Genomic DNA, 18,914 nt, shown 5'->3' on the forward strand with positions numbered 1-18,914 from the left:
CCATGAATGTACTTGTCATTGGCAGTGGCGGCCGCGAACACGCACTTGCGTTTAAGGCCGCTCAATCAAGCAAAGTAGAAAAAGTATTTGTCGCGCCAGGTAATGCTGGCACCGCCCTGGAGCCAAAACTAGAAAACGTCGCCATTGGTGTCGAAGACATCGATGCGCTTATCGCTTTCGTCAAAGAAAACCAGGTTGAACTGACCATTGTCGGCCCTGAAGCACCGCTAGTGATTGGTGTGGTCGATGCCTTTCGCGAACAAGGCTTGGCTATTTTCGGGCCGACACAAGGCGCTGCCCAACTGGAAGGCTCTAAGTCATTCACTAAAGACTTTTTAGCACGCCACAATATCCCAACGGCGTTCTACAAGACTTTTGAGCAAATCGAGCCCGCGCTTGCTTACATTAAAGAGCAAGGCGCTCCTATCGTGGTCAAAGCCGATGGCTTGGCCGCAGGTAAAGGCGTTATTGTGGCGATGACCGAAGCCGAAGCCGAGGCTGCTGTGCGCGATATGCTCGCAGGCAATGCCTTTGGTGAGGCGGGTAGCCGCGTGGTTATCGAGGAGTTCTTAGAAGGCGAGGAAGCCTCGTTTATCGTTATGGTTGACGGTAAGAACGTACTACCTTTTGCCACCAGCCAAGACCATAAGCGTGCCTATGATGGTGATAAAGGCCCGAACACCGGTGGCATGGGAGCCTACTCTCCAGCCCCCGTGGTCAGTGAAGAAATTCACAACCGCATTATGGATGAAGTGATCAACCCAACCGTAGCAGGTATGGCAGCAGAGGGTCATCCGTATACCGGCTTTTTGTATGCAGGGCTGATGATTGCCGCCGATGGCACGCCTAAGGTCATTGAATACAACTGCCGCTTTGGCGACCCAGAAACGCAACCCATTATGCTGCGTCTGCAATCAGACCTAGTGTCGTTGATTGAAGCTGCGAATCGTCAAGAACTGGATCGCACAGAAATTAACTTCGACCCACGCGCCGCCGTTGGCGTGGTGCTGGCAGCGAAAGGGTATCCAGGTTCTTACCCTAAAGGTGATGCTATCTCCGGTCTAAAGGTAAATTACCCACAGGGCGAAAAAGTCTTCCATGCAGGCACCAAGCAGCAAGGTGAAGACATCGTCACTGCCGGGGGCCGGGTGCTGTGTGCGACAGCGCTAGGCGATACCGTAACAGCGGCGCAACAACGTGCGTATGAGTTGGTGAAAGAGATTAACTGGGACGGTGTTGAATACCGCACCGATATCGCTCACCACGCCATTCGTCGCGAGCGTACTTAACCCCCACGAGAACCTTCGTTCCGAGAACCTTCGTTCAAAACAGGGTTAAGAGCTAATAACCGTACATATCAAGCGAGGCTAAATGCCTCGCTTTTTTATGAAGTCCTAAGAAATGGACACAAAATGCTCGACTTGCGCTCGTTCTTCGCCAGTTTGATTGTCTCCTCACTAGGCGCTTCCCTATTCACTTACTTCACTGTAACTAGTATCAAGCGTTATCGTAGCCCAGTGTAAACACCTCTACCTTTGCATCTAGCTAAACTCCTGGTACCGCAAAGTAACTGGGCGTTAATCCGTCCATTTTTCTGTGCTTTGCTACACTTTGACCATCTAAACTAGAAGAAAGTATTGCATTTTGTTGCCACGGCTGGATTTATTTAACGTACTTGCTGCTTGTTTGCTCGCCACTCTAGTGCTTATCGCCGGTGTGTTAGCCGCCAATATTACTCAGTCTTCACCCCACAGTCTGGGCAATGAACCAGGGTTAACAGTGGAGCCAAGTTTTATGGTGCTCCCGCAAGCGGTCACATTTTCAGCGCTTCATGAAAAGCATTTTGATGACTTCACTGCAGGGTCATGGCAACAGGTTCCTTGGCAATTTGGTACACAGCAATATTGGCTACGTTTAACTATTACCAATAACCAAACTGAGCCAAGATCGCTTATTGCCCGCTTTGATAACCCCATGGTCGATAATTTGCTAGTGTATCACCTTGATGAAGCAGGCCAAGTGCAACATAGCGTGCAATTGGGCGACCACCACCGCGATTTAAGCCAGCTTGAATATGCCCTGCCCCACTATGCATTTACTCTGCAGGCGCAACAACAACATACTCTGGTTATTGGTATACACACCACAGGCATAAGCAAAACCCCAGTCAACCTTTACTCCGAACAGACCTTTTTTGAGCTTAGCCGCAGTACTTTCTCGTTGTGGAGCGTATATGTTGGCGTGTTATTAATGACCGCGCTGTATAACTTGATTTTATACTTCAGCATTCGCGATCGCGTGTATTTGCTCTATGTGGGCTATATTCTTGCGGTGATGACCTTGCTCGGCATCGTGCTCGGCTATGGCTTTTATTTATGGCCCACGTCATGGCAGCAATGGTTTCACCACCAAGTCATTTTATTTAACTACGCCATCGCCATTACCACGCTGGGGTTTTGCGTTATGTTTTTGCGTTATCACAAAGACCGAGGCAAGCCGTATCGCGTGGCGCTAGGTTATTTGCAGCTTTTGCTGTTGTTGTGCGTGCTCAGCCTGTTTTTACCGGAATTTTATAGCGCACCGATATTTTTTATGACCATGCCGGGGCTGTACATCATTTGCTTCTGGCTAATTTTCAAAAAGCTTATCAGTGGTTTTCGGTGGGCTAAATATTACGTACTTTCGTGGTTTCCGTTGTTATGTGCCGCCGCCATCCAGCCGTTAGAATTGACCGGTGTTATTGAATACAGCTATCTAACCCGTCATGCTTTTTTATTTGGCAGCTTAATTGAAATTACCCTGATGGCCCTAGCACTGGCCGATAGAGTACGCTATCAACGTAAGAAATCACTGTATTACGCCATTCATAATAGCCACAGTGGCTTACTAACCTACACCACCTTGATGCGCCGGATTGCGCAACTACAAAATCAACGTCGCAGTTTCACACTGTGCATCGTGCATATGGCGAACTTTCAAAACCTACAGAAGACCATTGGCATCGAAAGTAGCTCGCAACTGCTCAAAAGTATTGCAGCAACGCTCAGTGAACACGCTAAGGCGCTTCGCTGTTATCGCATTCACTCAAGCAGCAAAGAAACCGTGGCTGAGCTTAACAACGGCTGCTTAGCAGTGCTCAGCGCAGAGCCTGCGGCAACACTCGAGCGTCAGCGACTGCCGCACTTGCTTAGCCAGTTACAGGCCGAGTTGAGTGTGGCCGATTTACGCCTTAAGCCTAGTTACATTCTTGCTACTGTCGCTGCTGAGCAAAGCTCGCAGCCTTTTAAACAGCTAATAGAGCAAGCTTGCCAGTGCGTACAAAAAGCCCCTGCTGGCCGGCATCGTATATTCTCAGTGGATGACAACAACGATGTCAGCCAGTTACAACGGGCCACTGCACTGCAGCAAGCCATGCACAACAATGAATTGTGCCTTTATTACCAGCCGCAGCTTAATCTGCAAACTCTGCAAGTATGCGGCGCTGAAGCGCTGCTGCGCTGGCCCCAACAACAAAGCCGTGATTTTACCGTTGAAGATATTATTCATTTGGCAGAGCAAACGGGGTTGATCAATCAGCTGACCCTGTGGATTCTTAATTGCGCTTGCAGAGATATCGCTGCGCAAGGAGTGCTGTGGCAAGGGCAGCGTATATCTGTCAACCTCAGTGCCCGAGACATACATATTGCAGATTTTACCCACAAGCTTGCTGACATCCTTAATAAGCATGGGGTGGCTCCTACACAGCTGAAACTGGAACTGACAGAGTCAGCCCTTGTTGATGACCCAGAAGCGCTTAAAGCCCTTATTGCTAGGCTTGCTGAGTTGGGGGTCCACGTCGTGTTAGACGACTATGGTACTGGCTACTCATCGCTCGAGTATCTCGTTAAATACGCCTTCGCGGAGCTTAAAATTGATAAATACTTTGTTATGTCATTGGCGCATTCTCAACACCACCAAGCGATTGTAAACACGACTATTATGATGGCCCATAACCTTGGCTTAAAGGTCACTGCTGAGGGCGTTGAAACGCAAGAAATCGCTCACTTGCTACGCCATTATGGTGCGGATACGGCACAAGGCTATTTGTATGCTAAACCCATGAATATTGCCGATTACAATGCATGGCTGCAGCAGCACAAGCAATGGAGCAACGACAGTCTAGCCTAGGTTTGCTACCATACGCGCTGACTTTTAACATTGGGGCGTTAAATGCTAGGCACACTAAATAAAATGAAAGCCGCGCTAAGTGATAGCGACGGCGTACATTACCAGCTACCCGTCGGTGACGAACTGCTGTCATTGAATGAGTTAATGGGTCAGCCCATTACCTTAACTCACACCGGCAATATCTTTTGTAAAAACTGCGGCAAAAAAACCAAGAAGAGCTACTCACAAGGTCACTGCTTCGTATGTATGCGCAAGCTCGCTAGCTGCGATATGTGTATTATGAAGCCGGAAACCTGCCACTATGACCAAGGCACCTGCCGCGAGCCACAGTGGGGTGAGGAAAACTGTATGATCCCGCACTATGTCTACTTGGCTAACACCTCAGGCCTTAAAGTGGGTATTACTCGCCATACACAAATCCCCACTCGCTGGATAGATCAAGGTGCGACCGCTGCGCTGCCTATTTTTAAGGTGCAAACCCGTCTACAGTCTGGCTTAGTCGAGGTTGCTCTCGCTGATTTTATTGCCGATAAAACTAATTGGCGCAATATGCTAAAGGGCACGAGCGTCGATGTTGACTTGAAAGCGGCGCGCGATGAGTTAGTGCCGCAAATTCAGCACAAGTTAGATGAGCTGGCTGAGCTCTTTGGAGCCACCGCAGTGGAACTGCTCGACGAAGAAGTGGTAGAAATTAACTACCCAGTACAAGATTATCCGAGCAAAGTCAGTTCCTTTAATTTTGATAAGAACCCGCAGGTCAGTGGTGTACTACAAGGAATTAAAGGCCAGTACTTAATTTTAGATACGGGTGTAATTAATATTCGCAAATTTGGCGCTTACGAAGTAGAAGTAGCGCACGGATAAACATAGCGATTATTAAAGTCTGTGATACTGCAAGGTTCGCCAAGTAAAAAACCTTGCACGTAATCACAGGCTAAGCCTTGTAAAAACTGGTGTTGGCAAGGCTTCTCCACCCCTTCGGCAACCACCAACAAGTTCAGACTAGAGGCCATGGCAATAATGGCACTGACAATTTCGCTATTGCCGTATTCATCCGGCACTTTAGCAATAAAGCTAGAATCAACCTTGAGCTTATCAATCGGTAACTTGGTCAAATAACTAAGCGCCGAATAGCCGGTGCCAAAGTCATCCAAAGCCACTTTTACTCCTAGTAATTTGAGCGCTAACAATACTTCCCGTGCTTGGCTAAATGAGCTAATGAAGCTACTTTCGGTAATTTCAATTTCCAGTTGCTCGGCACTCACTCCATGCTCATTGATAGCCGCTGTCACGGTATCGACTAAATCATGGTGACATAAGTGCGCCGCTGACAAGTTAATTGATAAAGTGCCACTAAAGTGTGTGTGCTGTTGCCACTGGGCAAGCAGCGCGCAACTTCGAGTGATCACCCATTTATCAATATCAATGATCAATCCAAGCTCCTCGGCCAGTGGAATGAACTGTCCTGGTGCTACCATGCCCAGTTGCGGGTCTTGCCATCGCAGTAAAGCCTCAGCACCACACAACTGCGTTGTTTGGCAATCGACAATAGGCTGTAAAAACAATTCAAACTCATCATTGACCAGCGCCTGTTTAATTCGACTGCTCATGGTTAAGCGCTCCAAAGAGCGGGCATTCATAGTCGCTTTAAACAGCTGATAAGAGTTTCTACCTAAGTCTTTAGAGCGGTACATCGCAACATCAGCATGCTTTAGCAAGGTTTCCATGCTCTCACCATCATCAGGGTAAATAGCAATACCTATTGATGTAGTAATGGTGATGGCTTGGCCTGCCAACGAAAAGGAGGGCTTAAATTGAGCCAACACTTTCTCTGCACAGGCGATCACCTCATCGATATCCGCTACCTCGTTAAGCAGTAAGGTAAACTCATCGCCCCCCAAACGTGCTAGGGTATCGCCACTGCGCACACAGCGTTGTAATCGCTTCGCCACTTGCTTTAGCAGCTCATCGCCAACACTGTGACCAAGGCTGTCATTAACGCCTTTAAAGTGGTCTAAGTCGATAAACATAATGGCTAAGCGCTGATGTTGCCGCTGACCGTGCGCGAGGGCGACACTGAGCCGGTCTTTAAACAAGCGTCGATTCGGCAGCCCGGTCAGGTCATCAAAATAAGCAAGCTTTGTGATTTTGCGCTCCGACGCTTTGCGCTCAGTTATATCGGTAAAGATCCCCGCATAGACTAAATCGCTGTCTTGCTTATCTTTAATCTCAATGATGGTGAGCCATTCGACATAGGTGTCGCCGTCTTTACGGCGATTACAAATCTCGCCTTGCCATACCCCCTGCTGCGATAAATTCTGCCACATCGCCTGGTAAAAACTGCGCTCATGAGTGCCAGAGCTCAATATTCGCGGGGTCTTGCCTAGTACTTCTTCAGCACTGTAACCAGTTAGTCGAGTAAAAGCAGGGTTAACTTGTAGAATCGTTCCCTGAGCATCGGTGATCATGATGCCATCTAGGGAAGCGGCAATAATTTTATTCGCTAAATACAAATCTTTTTGCGAGGCCTGCAACGCACAATCGCGCTCAGCTAATACCGCTTCCAATTCACTTAAATAAGCAGACTCAATTTCGGTATTGATATGCTTGAGGGTGAGCACCCCCTTTACTCGCTGCGACTCTTTGCTCGCTGTGACAAGCAAATGACGAATACCATGTTGGTGCAATAACCGATAAGCATGCAGCAAGGTATCTTCACAACTTACAGTGACCAGCTCTTTACTGGCAAAGGGCCAACAGCATTGCCCCTGTGCCGCGAGCATCATTTCCAGCACATCCGTGGCGGTAATAATACCCACGTGTTGTTGCTGCTCCACCAGCACCGCATGGGTATTCGACTTCGCCATGTGTTGGGCTACGACCCGAGCATTGTCGCTGCCTTGCACTTTGGGCACACGGTGATCAAAATGATCGCCAATCAATTTTAGATTAAGGTAATGATCCAACCCCTGATTGCCGACAATATCAGCCAATGACAACAGCCCTAAGGGGGTATCGTCGTCAGCAACCACAATTAAGTGACGAATCGCCAAGGTTGCACATTTATTGGCGGCGTCATTAAGCGCACTATCATCACTAATCGTATGCACTGGGGTCGACATTAAGGTACGAATGGGTTGGCGCAAAACATCACCATTGTGCGCTTGCGCACGAACACAATCTGACTCGGTCCAAATCCCGATCACCTTATTTTTATCGCGAATGGCAATCGCACTGACATTGTGGGTGCGCATGAGCTTGATAACAGCAATGGCTGGCTGGTGAGGCATACAAAAGTGCAACGCCGATAGCTTGGCGTCTTTTACTTTGTAGTCACGAGTGCTCAGTTGCATAGCCATTCCTGGAGGTTGTAACATGGCTATACTAGACAATCACTGCATTGCACAATTTGACATAAAACAAAAAATGACCAACTTTCACTTTCCCGTACTGGCCGTTGAAGCCGCTCATCTAACCCGTTGTGATAGCGCCAGCGAACTGGCACACCTTTGCAACAGTGCTCAGGTGCTGTTTATTGTTGATACTCACCAGCAGTATTTTGATGTGTCCGGGCAGCGCATTGAGCGCCAGTGGCCGATGTTACAGCAGGCGTTAAAAGCTTACCTGATTGGCGAAGGCGAATGTTGTGTTAGCAAGCTAAGGCTTGGTGATGAAAGCCAAGTGTGGAAGTTCGTCGATTAACCCAGCTGGCCTCGTAGATAATGCTCAACGCTGCGAGATAAAGCAGAGAGGTGATAACCCCCTTCTAAAAAAGACACCACCCCTTTCACATCATGACTTTGTGCAAACTCACTAATGCATTGACTAAACCAGCCGTAATCTTGCTCGACAAATTTCAGCGCCGACATATCATCTTCTAAATGCGCGTCAAAGCCCGCAGAGACGAAGATAAGCTGGGGTTTAAATTCTTGCAGCCTTGGCAGCCACTGCTGCGCAACCACTTCGCGCAATGCTTGGCCATCACTGGCAGGCGGCAGTGGTGATTGCACTAGGTTATCGCGCGCGATGAGTTCGGGGTCTGGGTATAAAGGGCGTTGGAACAGCGAGCACAACAACACCGAATCGTCGTCGCTAAAAATACTCTGGGTACCATCACCATGGTGAACATCAATATCCAATACCGCTATACGTTCAATACCCAGTGACTGCGCATAGCGTACAGCGATTGCCAGGTTATTGAAAATACAAAACCCGGCGCTGCGATCTTCGCTGGCATGATGCCCTGGTGGACGCACCGCACAAAAACCAGCATCGATATGCCCGGCGAGAATTTCGTCTACCGCCGTGAGCCCAGCGCCGACGGCTCGCTCAATAGCATGAAGGGTTTGTGGACACAGACGCGTATCACCATCTAAATCGGCGTAGCCAATATCAGGTATGCGCTGCTCTACCTCATGCACTAAGCGCTCACTGTGAACCCGCAGATAATCTTGACGTTGCGCCCCACGTGCTTGCAGCTGCCGCACTTCTAAGTCCAGGCTGCTAGCAAGTAAACGATCAGAGATAACATCAAGGCGCTCCGGTGACTCAGGATGTTCACTGCCCATTTCGTGACGGCGACATGCGGGGTGAGTAATAACAGCGATTCGAGACATAAGCGGTTTAGGCAATTACATGGAGCCTATATAGTAAACAAGCTCGCATCAATGCGCTTTTCTCCTTTAGTCTTATAATGAACAAGGCACCCTTAGGTGCCTTATTATCACGGTTTTACTGCTCTGTGGCTCGTAAATCTAAATTACGGAAGTCGAAGCTAAAGTCTGTCACCTGTGGTGCCACCGCACGCATAGAGGCTGACTTTAGCGTATTATCGCTACCCATGGTAAATTCGATAAAAGCATCGGCTTCAAGCAATGGCTCGTCCCACTTAACGATAAAGGTGTTGCCACTGTGATGCTTGAGCTGCCCTTTTAAGCGTTTAGTATGGGTAAAATCGATACGCAACGTGCCGCTCACTTCTTCGATAATCACATCGCCGTACCAAGCATCGTGCAAAGTGCCGGTATAATAATGATTAGGCAATGCCTGTTGGTAATCTTCCACCATGGCTGGTTTAGCTGAAGCATAGGCTTTTTCCTTGCGGCTAAAGTGCTGTTCAGCGTAAATTTCGACCCAGTCTTTATCTTCTAGCTCCAGCGCTTGCTCAAAAATTTCCTCGGTCACCGCTGATAAAGCCGAAAACGCCTGCTGGTTTGATAACACCACAACACCGAGCTTTTCTTCAGGGATCAAAGAAACCTGAGAGACCATGCCAAGAATACCGCCACCATGGCCAACACGCTTGTAACCGTGATAGTCAACAATCGACCACCCTAAACCATACCCACTGAATTGACGACGCGAGTCGGCAAAGGCTTTTTTCGACACGGCGCGGTTAATATGCGGTAACCACATCTCACGTTGCTGCTTTTCACTGAAAAGTTGCTCGCCATTAGCCATTGTGCCGCCATTGAGCTGAGTATTTAACCACGAGCTCATCTCTTCAACATTGGAAGCTATTGCGCCAGCACCACGGAAGTCTTCAAGGTAGTTGACGAAAAATGGGTGCAGCTTGCCATCTAAAGGAATATGCCCGGTAGCATAGTTAGTATTATCTGGTGCAATACGCGAGAACCCGGCGCGTGAGCGGGTCATCTCAAGCGGTGTGAGAATCTTCTGTTCAATATAATCTTGCCAACTCATACCACTGACTCGCGCCACCACTTCACCGGCGGTCACGAACATTAAGTTGTTGTAGGCATATTGACTACGAAAGCTCGACTTTGGTTTTAAATGCTTTAGCCCGGCGAGAATATCCGCCACCGATTTATTGGTGTCTGGCCAAATCATTAAGTCGCCTTGCCCAAGCCCCAACCCGCTACGGTGACTCAACAGGTCGCGAATAGTCATATGCGCCGATGCATACGGATCGTGCAAACGAAACTCCGGCAGATGTGTCTGCACCTTATCATCCCAGTCCAACTTGCCTTCATCTACCAGCATTGCGAGCGCCGCACTGGTAAAAGCTTTGGTATTGGAGGCAATGCCAAACAAGGTCTCACTAGTCACTGGCTCTTGGCTTTGAATATGACGCACACCAAAACCCTGGGCATACACCACTTCGCCATCTTCGACGACGGCCACAGCCATACCCGGCACATCAAATCGGGCCATAGAGTGCTCAATAGCGGCGGTTATTTTATCTTTATCAAGTGCTGCCGAGGCCGAATTAGGTAAGTGCAGAGCGGCGAATAGCGCACTCGAAGCTAACAATGTTTTCAGTTTCATTTTTGTTCCTTGTTATACATCTGTGTTTCCCGTAAATGCCGTTCGCGATTTAAATCCTCTACGCTGGCCCTAGTTTTAATAGCGTTCACATAATGCTCCGGTAGCTGAGCTTCACGGGCGCCGTAATACACATGCTGAACATACCAATCAAACGGCAGCGCAACTTTATCTAAGGTATTGGCAATGTAACAAAACACCTGCACGTGTTCATTGCTGTCGATAAGAGTGACCGTGCGAGTTTCAATGTCATAACGCGGCCCTTCGATATCGTGCAAAATACCTTGTTCGTGATCACTTAATTGCCACACAACCCCATACACGGATTCATCGTCACTGGGATGAATCGTACATTTTCCAGAACCATCCAGACTGAGCATATCAAAGTCAAGACGGTGGCCTTTGAGTTCTGCTACGCCAATGCGCTCAGCCGCTGGCAGGCGAGCGCGAATACGGTGAAGTGACATATTTGAGCCAAAGGCAAAATAAAACTGTGTCATAAAAGCACCACTTGTGTCGCTAATAGTAGAAGTACTACGCCGATGGCACGGTCAAACCAAAACCCCTTAGCAAGGAAGAATGTGCGCACTCGTGCTCGTGTCAGCATAATGGATAAAAAAGAAAACCACGCCCAAGTCGCCAGTGCCATATAGAGCCCGTAGCCAAGTTGCACCCATTTGGGCGTGTCGATTGAGATCACTAGGGTAAATAACGATAAAAAAAACAGCGTTGCCTTGGGGTTTAACGCATTGGTTAAAAAACCACGGCGAAAGGCCACTATAAATGACTCTGCAGGCTGCGTGGTAGTAGGGTGGACTTGCTCAACTTGCCCCGGTTTCGCATGACGTAAAGCCTGAATACCCATGTATGCCAAATAAGCGGCTGCCATGAATTTAAGCAAATTAAATAAATCAGGTGCCTGCGAGATAAGTAATGCCACACCTACGAGGCAGTAAATAATGTGTACGAGAATACCCGCGCCCACCCCAGCGCTGGTAATAAGTGCATTATCGCGACCAAAACGCACACTTTGACGCAGTACTACGGCAAAGTCAGGACCGGGACTGGCAACGGCAAAGAAGTGGGCACTGGCAATCGCTAAAAATTCCGGCCAATAGCTCATACTTGCTCCTTGCTCAGCAAGGATAGCAACATCGGGTTCGGACTATGATTGGCCAGTGTGCTGATAATCTTATGCGCTTTTTTATAATAACTGCGCAAGTGTCCTTTCAAGTGTGCGGTGCCTTGCTTTTCCCCTTTGATAAAACAAAATAACGCCAGTAAAAACACATGTTGCTGCTCAGAAAGCTCACTGGCGCGATTAGCGTAGGGGTTGTAACACTTGCCACAGCCGCCACGGAACTGATAGACGGTGTTGCTAAGCATCACGCCAAAACCAAAGAAGCTGGCCACTACCTCAGTAGCGGCACCTATCATGGCTTCGCCACCTGGTGGCAATACCCCACGCTGATAAATCATAATGCGTGCAAATGCTTGTGCATAACTGGCGATTAAGTCTTGAGGTTGATTAATTTGCTGCGGGTTATAAGACACAAAGATCGCATGACTGTGCTCAACACAGTGCGCTTGCTCGCCTCGTAAAGCACCACTGAAACGCATCAACGGAAATTGCTGCTCTGGCATCTGCCCTGGACCGAGTAATTGAATAGGCCAATTTTGCAAGCCACTGTGCGCTTTGACTTGGGCAAACACTTGCGCCGCCATTTGCTCTGTACTGCTACTTTGCCCCTGGAAAAATTCATTACTGGGCTGCACCAAGCGACTGTGATTGCGAAAGTAATCCGCATCAAAATGTTCGAAGGCCCATAAAAAGGCATCAAGCAGCCACTGCTGTTCGCTCTCGGTCAGTAACGGCGAGGGTTTTAACCAACTTAACATGTAATTTTTTATTGCAACTTATGTCGTTAACTGCAAGCATATCAACTTGGGTAAAAAATGATAGCCATCAGCGATATGGCTCAGCTATCGATGTCACACTAACGCTCAAGGAGAGCCCTTATGATCACACGCTCGTTGTTGTTAGCCACGACCCTATTTAGCAGCGTTGCTGCCGCCGATGTAGCCGTGACCCTTTATGGCGGTCAATCATTTAGTCAAAGCCTAGAAACCAAAGAAGGCGCCGATATTGACCTTGAAGATGCCAACCACTTTGCTTTTAGTATCGATAGGACCATTACCGATGCTCGCTATGGCTTTTATTACTCAGCCAACAAGAGCGATATTCAAGGGAATAATGAGCGCCAAGTAAATATTCAACACTATATGTTTCAAAGTGCCGTAGAGTATCCCCTAGCGAGCTCGACAACGGGTTACTTTGGGGCCCAAATTGGCGCCGCGAATGTCGACCCCGAATGGTTAAGCAGCGATACCTACTTTGCCACCGGGTTATTCACTGGCGCTGGCTATCATGTCACCGACAACGCTCAGCTTATGTTCGAGGTACGCTGGTTAGCGACCATTATTAATAATGACAGCGACTTTAATTGCACCATTAGCAACGATCCAAATGATCAATGCCTCTGGCATTTTGATGGAGATGTGCTAAACCAATTCAATACCAGCTTGGCATTTAGTATGCGATTTTAACGAGTTCAGCCATGCCACACATTGTTGTAGAACACTCAGAAGATTTGCCTGTACTCCCCCAGGTACTGGTAGAAAAAGTACACCAAGCCACCTTTTCCAGTGGCCTTTTTGAATTAGATGCGATTAAGACGCGGGCCATCGCCTATCGCCATTATCAACTTGGCGAAAACAAAGAAGGCTTCATTCACATCTGTGCTTACATTATGGCGGGACGCTCGCCCATGCAGAAACAGCAACTCAGCAATCACTTATTAGAGTGTCTGCGCACTTATTGTCGCGAATCAGATTGTCTCAGCGTCGATGTGCGTGATCTTGAGCCAGATATATACTGTAAAGGGTAATACGGACCAAGACAGGTGAGGCGAGTATTCGATTCTCGCCTTACCTTTGGCCGTTAGCGATATACCATAATGTCAATTTGCGGGTCTTTATAGGCACTGTACAGCAGCCAGTTCTTGTGCGGCACAAAGCTCATTCCCAAATTACGAGAGAAGCCGCGCTCTTGCACCCTGATCACATCGGTCACCTTATTCGTGGCCATATCATAGCGACTAATACGATAATCGGCGCGATTAACTTTAAAGAAGTACACCTTTTCATTGTGATAATGCCATCCGTAGGCGCCCGACAAGAGCACCTCCTCGGTCAGCGGTGCCGAAGTGCCATCGCTTAAGTTAAGTAAGTACAATCGCTTACCTTGAGGTTTGGCGTATATCAAGGTCTGCTCATCCATCGCCATTGCATAAGCGCCGCCATCTTGAGTCAGCGCCTGCACGCTCAGGGTGTTCAAATCAATACTATAAAGTTGCTTCTGGTCAGAAACATAAAGGTGATGGTTGTCTAAAGACCACGTAGGACGCCCAAAATAATTAAGCGACACTTCTAGCTGCTGAGCGCGGCCACTGTGCATATCATAGATATACAAATGATTACTGTGTTCACTGAAAGCATTGAAGGCAATATAGCGGCCATCATGAGACCAGCTCGGGTCCTCTGCGGTCATCTGCAAATGCGTGAGTTGGCGGCGATTGCTGCCGTCGACATCGGCACTCCATAGCTCATCAAAGCCTGACTCATTGGAGACAAACACTATTTTTTTGGCTTGTTCGCTGTATGCGGGGTAGCGCACACTGTGCTCACCTAGCAGCAAGGGGAAAGGAGTTGAGGCCACATCGGCGTCTAGGCTTAATCTCACTATCGATTTAGGAATGCGCCAACGGTGGTAATACAAGGCACCATCTGGCCCATAATGCGGATAGCTAAAGCCAGGCAAATCGAGGGCTTGTAACTGTCCACTGGGCAAATGCAAGTGATAACCTTGACGACGCCCTTGTTCAATAACAGAAAATGTAAGCCGAGATAATAAAGGATGCCATGCCACACCACGCACATCGAGAAAGCCTGATGTAAGTTGCTGTTGCTCGCCGCTGGTGGCATTGATCAAGACTAACTCTTCATGGCCTGAGTCATAGTTGCGGCTAACCACCACCTGCGAGGCATCCGGCGATAAAGCTAATGCTTCATCACGAAACTGGCAAGGCTCATGGATGCAGCTCAAAGGCCGCTTGCTACCGGTGCGCAAATCACGCAAATAAGCAATGTTAGTAGTACCGTCGGCACTCAAGCCGATATACGCTAATGTGTGACCATCTTTCGAGATAGCAACATCAGCACTGCCTTTACTTAAACACTGATCCAGTATCTGCACCTTGTTATTAAGCAAAGAATGTTGCACCACTTGGCAGCCGATATCCTTACCCTTACGGTAGTAAAATAATGAATGCATATCAGCGCTAAATACCCCACGACTTTCACGATACGGGCTTTGTGTAATTGCCTGTGCACTTTGCTCCGGTGCTAATAAGCTTTGTTTGTAAAGGTTGGTAGGTTGGCCAAGGCGGCGCCACGAGTACAACAGCCATTGACCATCGGGCGATACACTGGGGAAGAGTTCACGCCCTAACTCATCGGTGATTTTAGTGCTACTCGGCTGCGCTATTTTAGCTGCCGGTTGCGGCCACCAGAAAAAAATGATCGCAGACAGAGCCATAATCCCCAAGAAAATCAAAGCGAACGAGCGTTTAAGCGGTTTTGTCTGTGCTTGCTTAGGCTCTTGTGCCTGCGGAGAAATACACAAGCGATAACCCGTTTTGCGCAATGTTTCAATGTATTCATGCTGCGCATCGCATTGTTTAAAGGCACTACGCAGGTGCCAGATAGCATTAGTGAGTGCTTTTTTGCCTACATAGGCGTTGCCTTGCCAAATATGCGCAATTAACTCGTCGCGACTGACAGGCTCAGGATAGCGCTCGGCTAGATAGCATAATAATTCCATGAATTTGGGCTGCAACGCATGACTATTCTGCCCACATGTAATAATGCAACGGCTTACATCTATATGACACGCACCTATTAAAAATTCCTTGCCAAACTGCACTAATTCTATACAACCCAAAAAGCCAACATATCCACTTTTGCAGTCTACAGTGATTCACTTTAGTTAACCAAGCCGTTTGCGATAAAGGGTCGAGAAATTAAATTAAGCACATGATTTTTAAGGAATAGATATATAATAGATATAAAAAAGGTTGATAAAAGAGGCTCCCTTGTTTGCTAGTTGTCAGCAATCAAATTACAACGGTTACATGTAATTAACCACTGTAATATTACACATAATTAAAGACCCATCGCTGCCGCGCAGGCAAACTGATTTCCCCCAGTTATTGGTTTAAAACGCTGCGGCAGCACCTCGAATATAATAATAAAGGGAACAATCGTGTCTTACTCCAAAACCCCACTTAAAAAGTGTCTAGTCGCAGCAGCAATTAGCGCCTGTTTTAGCAGCTATGCAGTGGCTAACGAGCAACAAATAGCGCGACAAAATAACGCCGCGCCCGCCACCGTTGAACAGCCAGAAGAAGTTGAGAAAATCATCGTCACTGGGTCACGACTACGTCGTACCAATTTTGACACGCCTTCACCCATTGTCAGCGTCGGTAAAGACGAACTAAACGACACTGGGCTTGGCTCATTATCTGAGATATTAGTCGATCAAATACCCGCGATCAGTGAATCATTCAGTAACACCAACAGCCAATCTAGTGTACAAAATACCGGGTTATCCACCATAAACCTACGAGACTTAGGCACTGACCGCACCTTAACCCTGATCGATGGCCGTCGCGTTGTCTCCAACAGCTACAGCGGCAACTATATCAGTCTGGGCACCATACCTTCTGGCATGGTGCAACGTGTTGAAGTCATTTCCGGTGGTGCTTCAGCCGTCTACGGCTCTGATGCCATAGCCGGGGTGGTTAACATCATCACCCAAACAGATAAAGTCGGCAGCGAAATTAAAGTGCGCGGCGGCACCACGCCTGAAGGCGGTGGCGACGAATTTACCCTAGATGCCGAGCATGGCTTTACCTTTGCTGATGGCCAAGGCTACGGCTTTTTTAGCGCCACATGGGATCGTCAATTTGGCATTAATTGGGAGGACCGTGACCGAGCAGCGATTGAGGCCAGTTATGATTACCTCGCCAGTAAAATGTGTAATGCCATGAACACCATCGATGGTGACCAATGTATGCGTGACATCACTCAAGCCGATTGGCGAGAGCGCAGCGATGGTACCTATGGCGGGGTATTCGAAGAAGGGTTAGATGCCGCTGACGGAGGCTACTATTACACCGCTGATGGCTTACAAAGTGGCTGGAATGAAGAGCGCGATGGTATCAACTATGAGATGTTCGATAAGATTAAGGTCCCCAATGATCGCTTCGCAACCGCCTTTAAACTTGATTACGATTTGAATGACAGTGTTCGCGGCTATGCACAAGTGCAATACAGCAAAACTGGTTCCCGCAATGTGAAATCGCCAGAGGACGAATATGAAGGCGCAGATGCACTCATTCTCGACCCATTAACGGGCGCTGCGGGTGAAATTAGCCCAGGGTATATTGAGCTTGATAACCCCTTCTTGCCCGATGAAATTCGCGATAATGCGAAAGGCCGTGTCAACTGGGACCGCCGCTTTGCCGAAGTCGGCCCAGTGACCACAGATAACAGCCGAGAAACGATTCGTAGCTGGGCAGGCTTAAAAGGCACGGCCTTTAATGATGAGTGGGACTGGGATGTCTCAATAGGCTATGGCACCTTTGAGCAAAAACAAAAGCGCCTTAATGAGCTAAATACCGTGCGTGTACGCCAAGCCCTCGCCTCTGAGCGTCTGGCTGATGGCACGGTGCAATGTAAAGATGCCGATGCACGAGCCGAGGGCTGTGTACCGCTGAATATTTTCGGTATTGGCTCGATTACACCAGAGATGGCGGATTGGATCCGGGCCACTCCCGTGATCACCACAGATATTACTCAGCTAAACGTGCAAGGCTATATGACGGGCGATCTATTCGAGATGCCAGCTGGCCCAGTGGCGACTGCTTTTGGCTTTGAGTACCGCCGCGATACCCAAGATGTGATCACCAATAAAGAGCAGCGATATGGCGGCGTAACCTTTAACGTAGTGCCGACCTTCTCAGGTGATATGGATATTTATGAAGCCTTTGCCGAGGCCTCCATCCCCTTACTTAAAGACGCAACTTTAGCAAAATCTCTGGATTTAGAAACCTCGCTACGCATTGCCAACTATAGCCCAGAAGGCATAGATACCATGGCGAGTTACCGCGCAGGGTTTAGCTGGGTGCCAGCCTCAGGTTATATGGTTCGTGCCAACTACTCTCGAGCACAGCGAGCCCCGAACATTACTGAGCTAATGTCGCCACCACGCGGTGACTTTGATAGCTTCAGCGATATCTGTGACGGCGTAACAGCAACCTCCACAGAGCTTGGTCATGATGCCTGTCGCCAAGAAGCGGGAATTGCCCAAGCGATTGCAAACGAAGGCGTGTTTGAAGATGAAAACAGCGGCTACTCACCTAACACCGGTAACGAGCTGCTCAAAGAAGAAACCGCCGACACCTACACGTTAGGGTTAACCGTACAGCCGGATTTCGCTCCTAATTTAGGCATGTCGTTCGATTATTATGATATCCAAATCAGTGACTCCATCGAACAAATTGGTAATGAGGATATTCTCCAAGAGTGTTATGCCTCAGCCTCGGTGCCCTTTGGTGAAAATAATAGTTTCTGTGGTGACATTACCCGTGACAGTGATGGTCAAATCACACAAATTTTGCAGCGTGTATTTAACCTTAGCGAAACCCGTACTCGGGGCTATGACATTGCCATCAACTACCGTTACGACTTGCCCGAGTACGGTAGTCTGCGCTTAAAGCTCGATTGGAACCACGTCACCGAGTACAGCATTACCTATGAAGGTAACGACGGCACGGTGGTCAATCGCTACGATGGCGAGCTAGATTCTGGCATTTTTACCGACAAAGCTCGCGCTTCACTCACTTGGTCTTATGAAGACTTACGAGTACGTTGGACCACCAAGTACAAAAGCGACATCGTTGATAGCCATGACCGCGTTGAAGACATGCGCGAACTCTTTGCCGAGAATGCCGCAAGTTGTGCCGCCGGCGATGATAGTTGTGTCGAAAACCCAGAGCAGCCAAAATATTTATATTACCCCTCTTATATCACCCATGATATCTCGCTTTCTTATAACCTCGCATTGCAAGGGGAGCAGGACGTGCGCCTATTTGCTGGGGTAAATAATATTTTTGACGACCAAGGCCCGTTTATTCCTTACACAGGCGATAATGTCGAGCATGGCGTCGGCAACTTTGATAGTGAATATGGCGGTGGTGTCGGCCGGTTTGTCTATCTTGGAGCCCAATACAGCTTCTAAACGAGTAGGCTCATCCCCTACCTTGTTGACTAAAGCCTCT

At 48.3% G+C, this 18,914-nt stretch carries 14 protein-coding genes; 7 read left to right on the forward strand and 7 right to left on the reverse strand.

The genetic code is table 11. The features are described 5' to 3' along the window. The first annotated feature begins 2 nt into the window (after window positions 1-2). From purD to MHM94_RS08805, 3 genes are all read left to right on the forward strand, one after another. On the forward strand, window positions 3-1,289 hold the full coding sequence (purD, locus tag MHM94_RS08795) for a phosphoribosylamine--glycine ligase (RefSeq protein ID WP_045980565.1): 1,287 nt from the start codon (window positions 3-5) through the stop codon (window positions 1,287-1,289). 355 nt (window positions 1,290-1,644) lie between these two features. Next, window positions 1,645-4,167: an EAL domain-containing protein gene (locus MHM94_RS08800; protein ID WP_235419257.1), complete on the forward strand. Its 2,523-nt coding sequence runs from the start codon at window positions 1,645-1,647 to the stop codon at window positions 4,165-4,167. Window positions 4,168-4,209: 42 nt separating this feature from the next. Continuing rightward, window positions 4,210-5,031, forward strand: a complete 822-nt coding sequence (locus MHM94_RS08805) for a DUF2797 domain-containing protein (RefSeq protein ID WP_022946777.1) — start codon at window positions 4,210-4,212, stop codon at window positions 5,029-5,031. Here MHM94_RS08805 and MHM94_RS08810 read toward each other — a convergent pair. Next, window positions 5,004-7,520, reverse strand: coding sequence for an EAL domain-containing protein (locus MHM94_RS08810; protein ID WP_235419256.1), 2,517 nt, complete (start codon window positions 7,518-7,520; stop codon window positions 5,004-5,006). The genes MHM94_RS08805 and MHM94_RS08810 overlap by 28 nt on opposite strands. 22 nt (window positions 7,521-7,542) lie before the next feature. On the opposite strand from MHM94_RS08810, the gene MHM94_RS08815 reads away from it, so the two are divergent. Further along, window positions 7,543-7,869, forward strand: a complete 327-nt coding sequence (locus MHM94_RS08815) for a hypothetical protein (protein ID WP_235419255.1) — start codon at window positions 7,543-7,545, stop codon at window positions 7,867-7,869. Here the strand turns inward: MHM94_RS08815 and MHM94_RS08820 are convergent. The 5 genes from MHM94_RS08820 to MHM94_RS08840 all read right to left on the reverse strand — a co-directional run bounded on the left by MHM94_RS08820 (window position 7,866) and on the right by MHM94_RS08840 (window position 12,351). After that, on the reverse strand, window positions 7,866-8,783 hold the full coding sequence (locus MHM94_RS08820) for a histone deacetylase family protein (RefSeq protein ID WP_138587313.1): 918 nt from the start codon (window positions 8,781-8,783) through the stop codon (window positions 7,866-7,868). The genes MHM94_RS08815 and MHM94_RS08820 overlap by 4 nt on opposite strands. A 115-nt stretch (window positions 8,784-8,898) precedes the next feature. Continuing rightward, entirely contained in the window at window positions 8,899-10,455 is a 1,557-nt protein-coding gene (locus tag MHM94_RS08825; protein WP_235419254.1) for a serine hydrolase, read from the reverse strand. Further along, on the reverse strand, window positions 10,452-10,952 hold the full coding sequence (locus tag MHM94_RS08830) for a gamma-glutamylcyclotransferase family protein (RefSeq protein ID WP_235419253.1): 501 nt from the start codon (window positions 10,950-10,952) through the stop codon (window positions 10,452-10,454). The genes MHM94_RS08825 and MHM94_RS08830 overlap by 4 nt, the downstream gene beginning before the upstream one ends. Further along, window positions 10,949-11,575, reverse strand: a complete 627-nt coding sequence (locus tag MHM94_RS08835) for a LysE family transporter (protein WP_235419252.1) — start codon at window positions 11,573-11,575, stop codon at window positions 10,949-10,951. The genes MHM94_RS08830 and MHM94_RS08835 overlap by 4 nt, the downstream gene beginning before the upstream one ends. Beyond that, entirely contained in the window at window positions 11,572-12,351 is a 780-nt protein-coding gene (locus MHM94_RS08840) for a hypothetical protein (protein WP_022945894.1), read from the reverse strand. Before MHM94_RS08840 ends, MHM94_RS08835 begins: the two co-directional genes overlap by 4 nt. A 120-nt stretch (window positions 12,352-12,471) precedes the next feature. Here MHM94_RS08840 and MHM94_RS08845 point away from each other — a divergent pair, with 120 nt between their 5' ends. Then, entirely contained in the window at window positions 12,472-13,059 is a 588-nt protein-coding gene (locus tag MHM94_RS08845) for an outer membrane beta-barrel protein (RefSeq protein ID WP_022945895.1), read from the forward strand. Between the two features lie 11 nt (window positions 13,060-13,070). Continuing rightward, window positions 13,071-13,400 carry a 5-carboxymethyl-2-hydroxymuconate Delta-isomerase gene (locus MHM94_RS08850; RefSeq protein ID WP_022945896.1) on the forward strand — a complete coding sequence of 110 codons (330 nt, stop codon included), beginning with the start codon at window positions 13,071-13,073 and terminating at the stop codon, window positions 13,398-13,400. 53 nt (window positions 13,401-13,453) lie between these two features. Here MHM94_RS08850 and MHM94_RS08855 read toward each other — a convergent pair whose 3' ends face one another. Then, on the reverse strand, window positions 13,454-15,496 hold the full coding sequence (locus MHM94_RS08855) for a winged helix-turn-helix domain-containing protein (RefSeq protein ID WP_328283187.1): 2,043 nt from the start codon (window positions 15,494-15,496) through the stop codon (window positions 13,454-13,456). 339 nt (window positions 15,497-15,835) lie between these two features. Here MHM94_RS08855 and MHM94_RS08860 point away from each other — a divergent pair, with 339 nt between their 5' ends. Further along, window positions 15,836-18,874, forward strand: coding sequence for a TonB-dependent receptor (locus tag MHM94_RS08860; protein WP_235419250.1), 3,039 nt, complete (start codon window positions 15,836-15,838; stop codon window positions 18,872-18,874). Window positions 18,875-18,914 lie beyond the last annotated feature (40 nt).

Source organism: Pseudoalteromonas sp. CNAT2-18.1, from assembly GCF_022347865.1.
Classification (GTDB): Bacteria; Pseudomonadota; Gammaproteobacteria; order Enterobacterales; family Alteromonadaceae; genus Pseudoalteromonas; species Pseudoalteromonas ruthenica.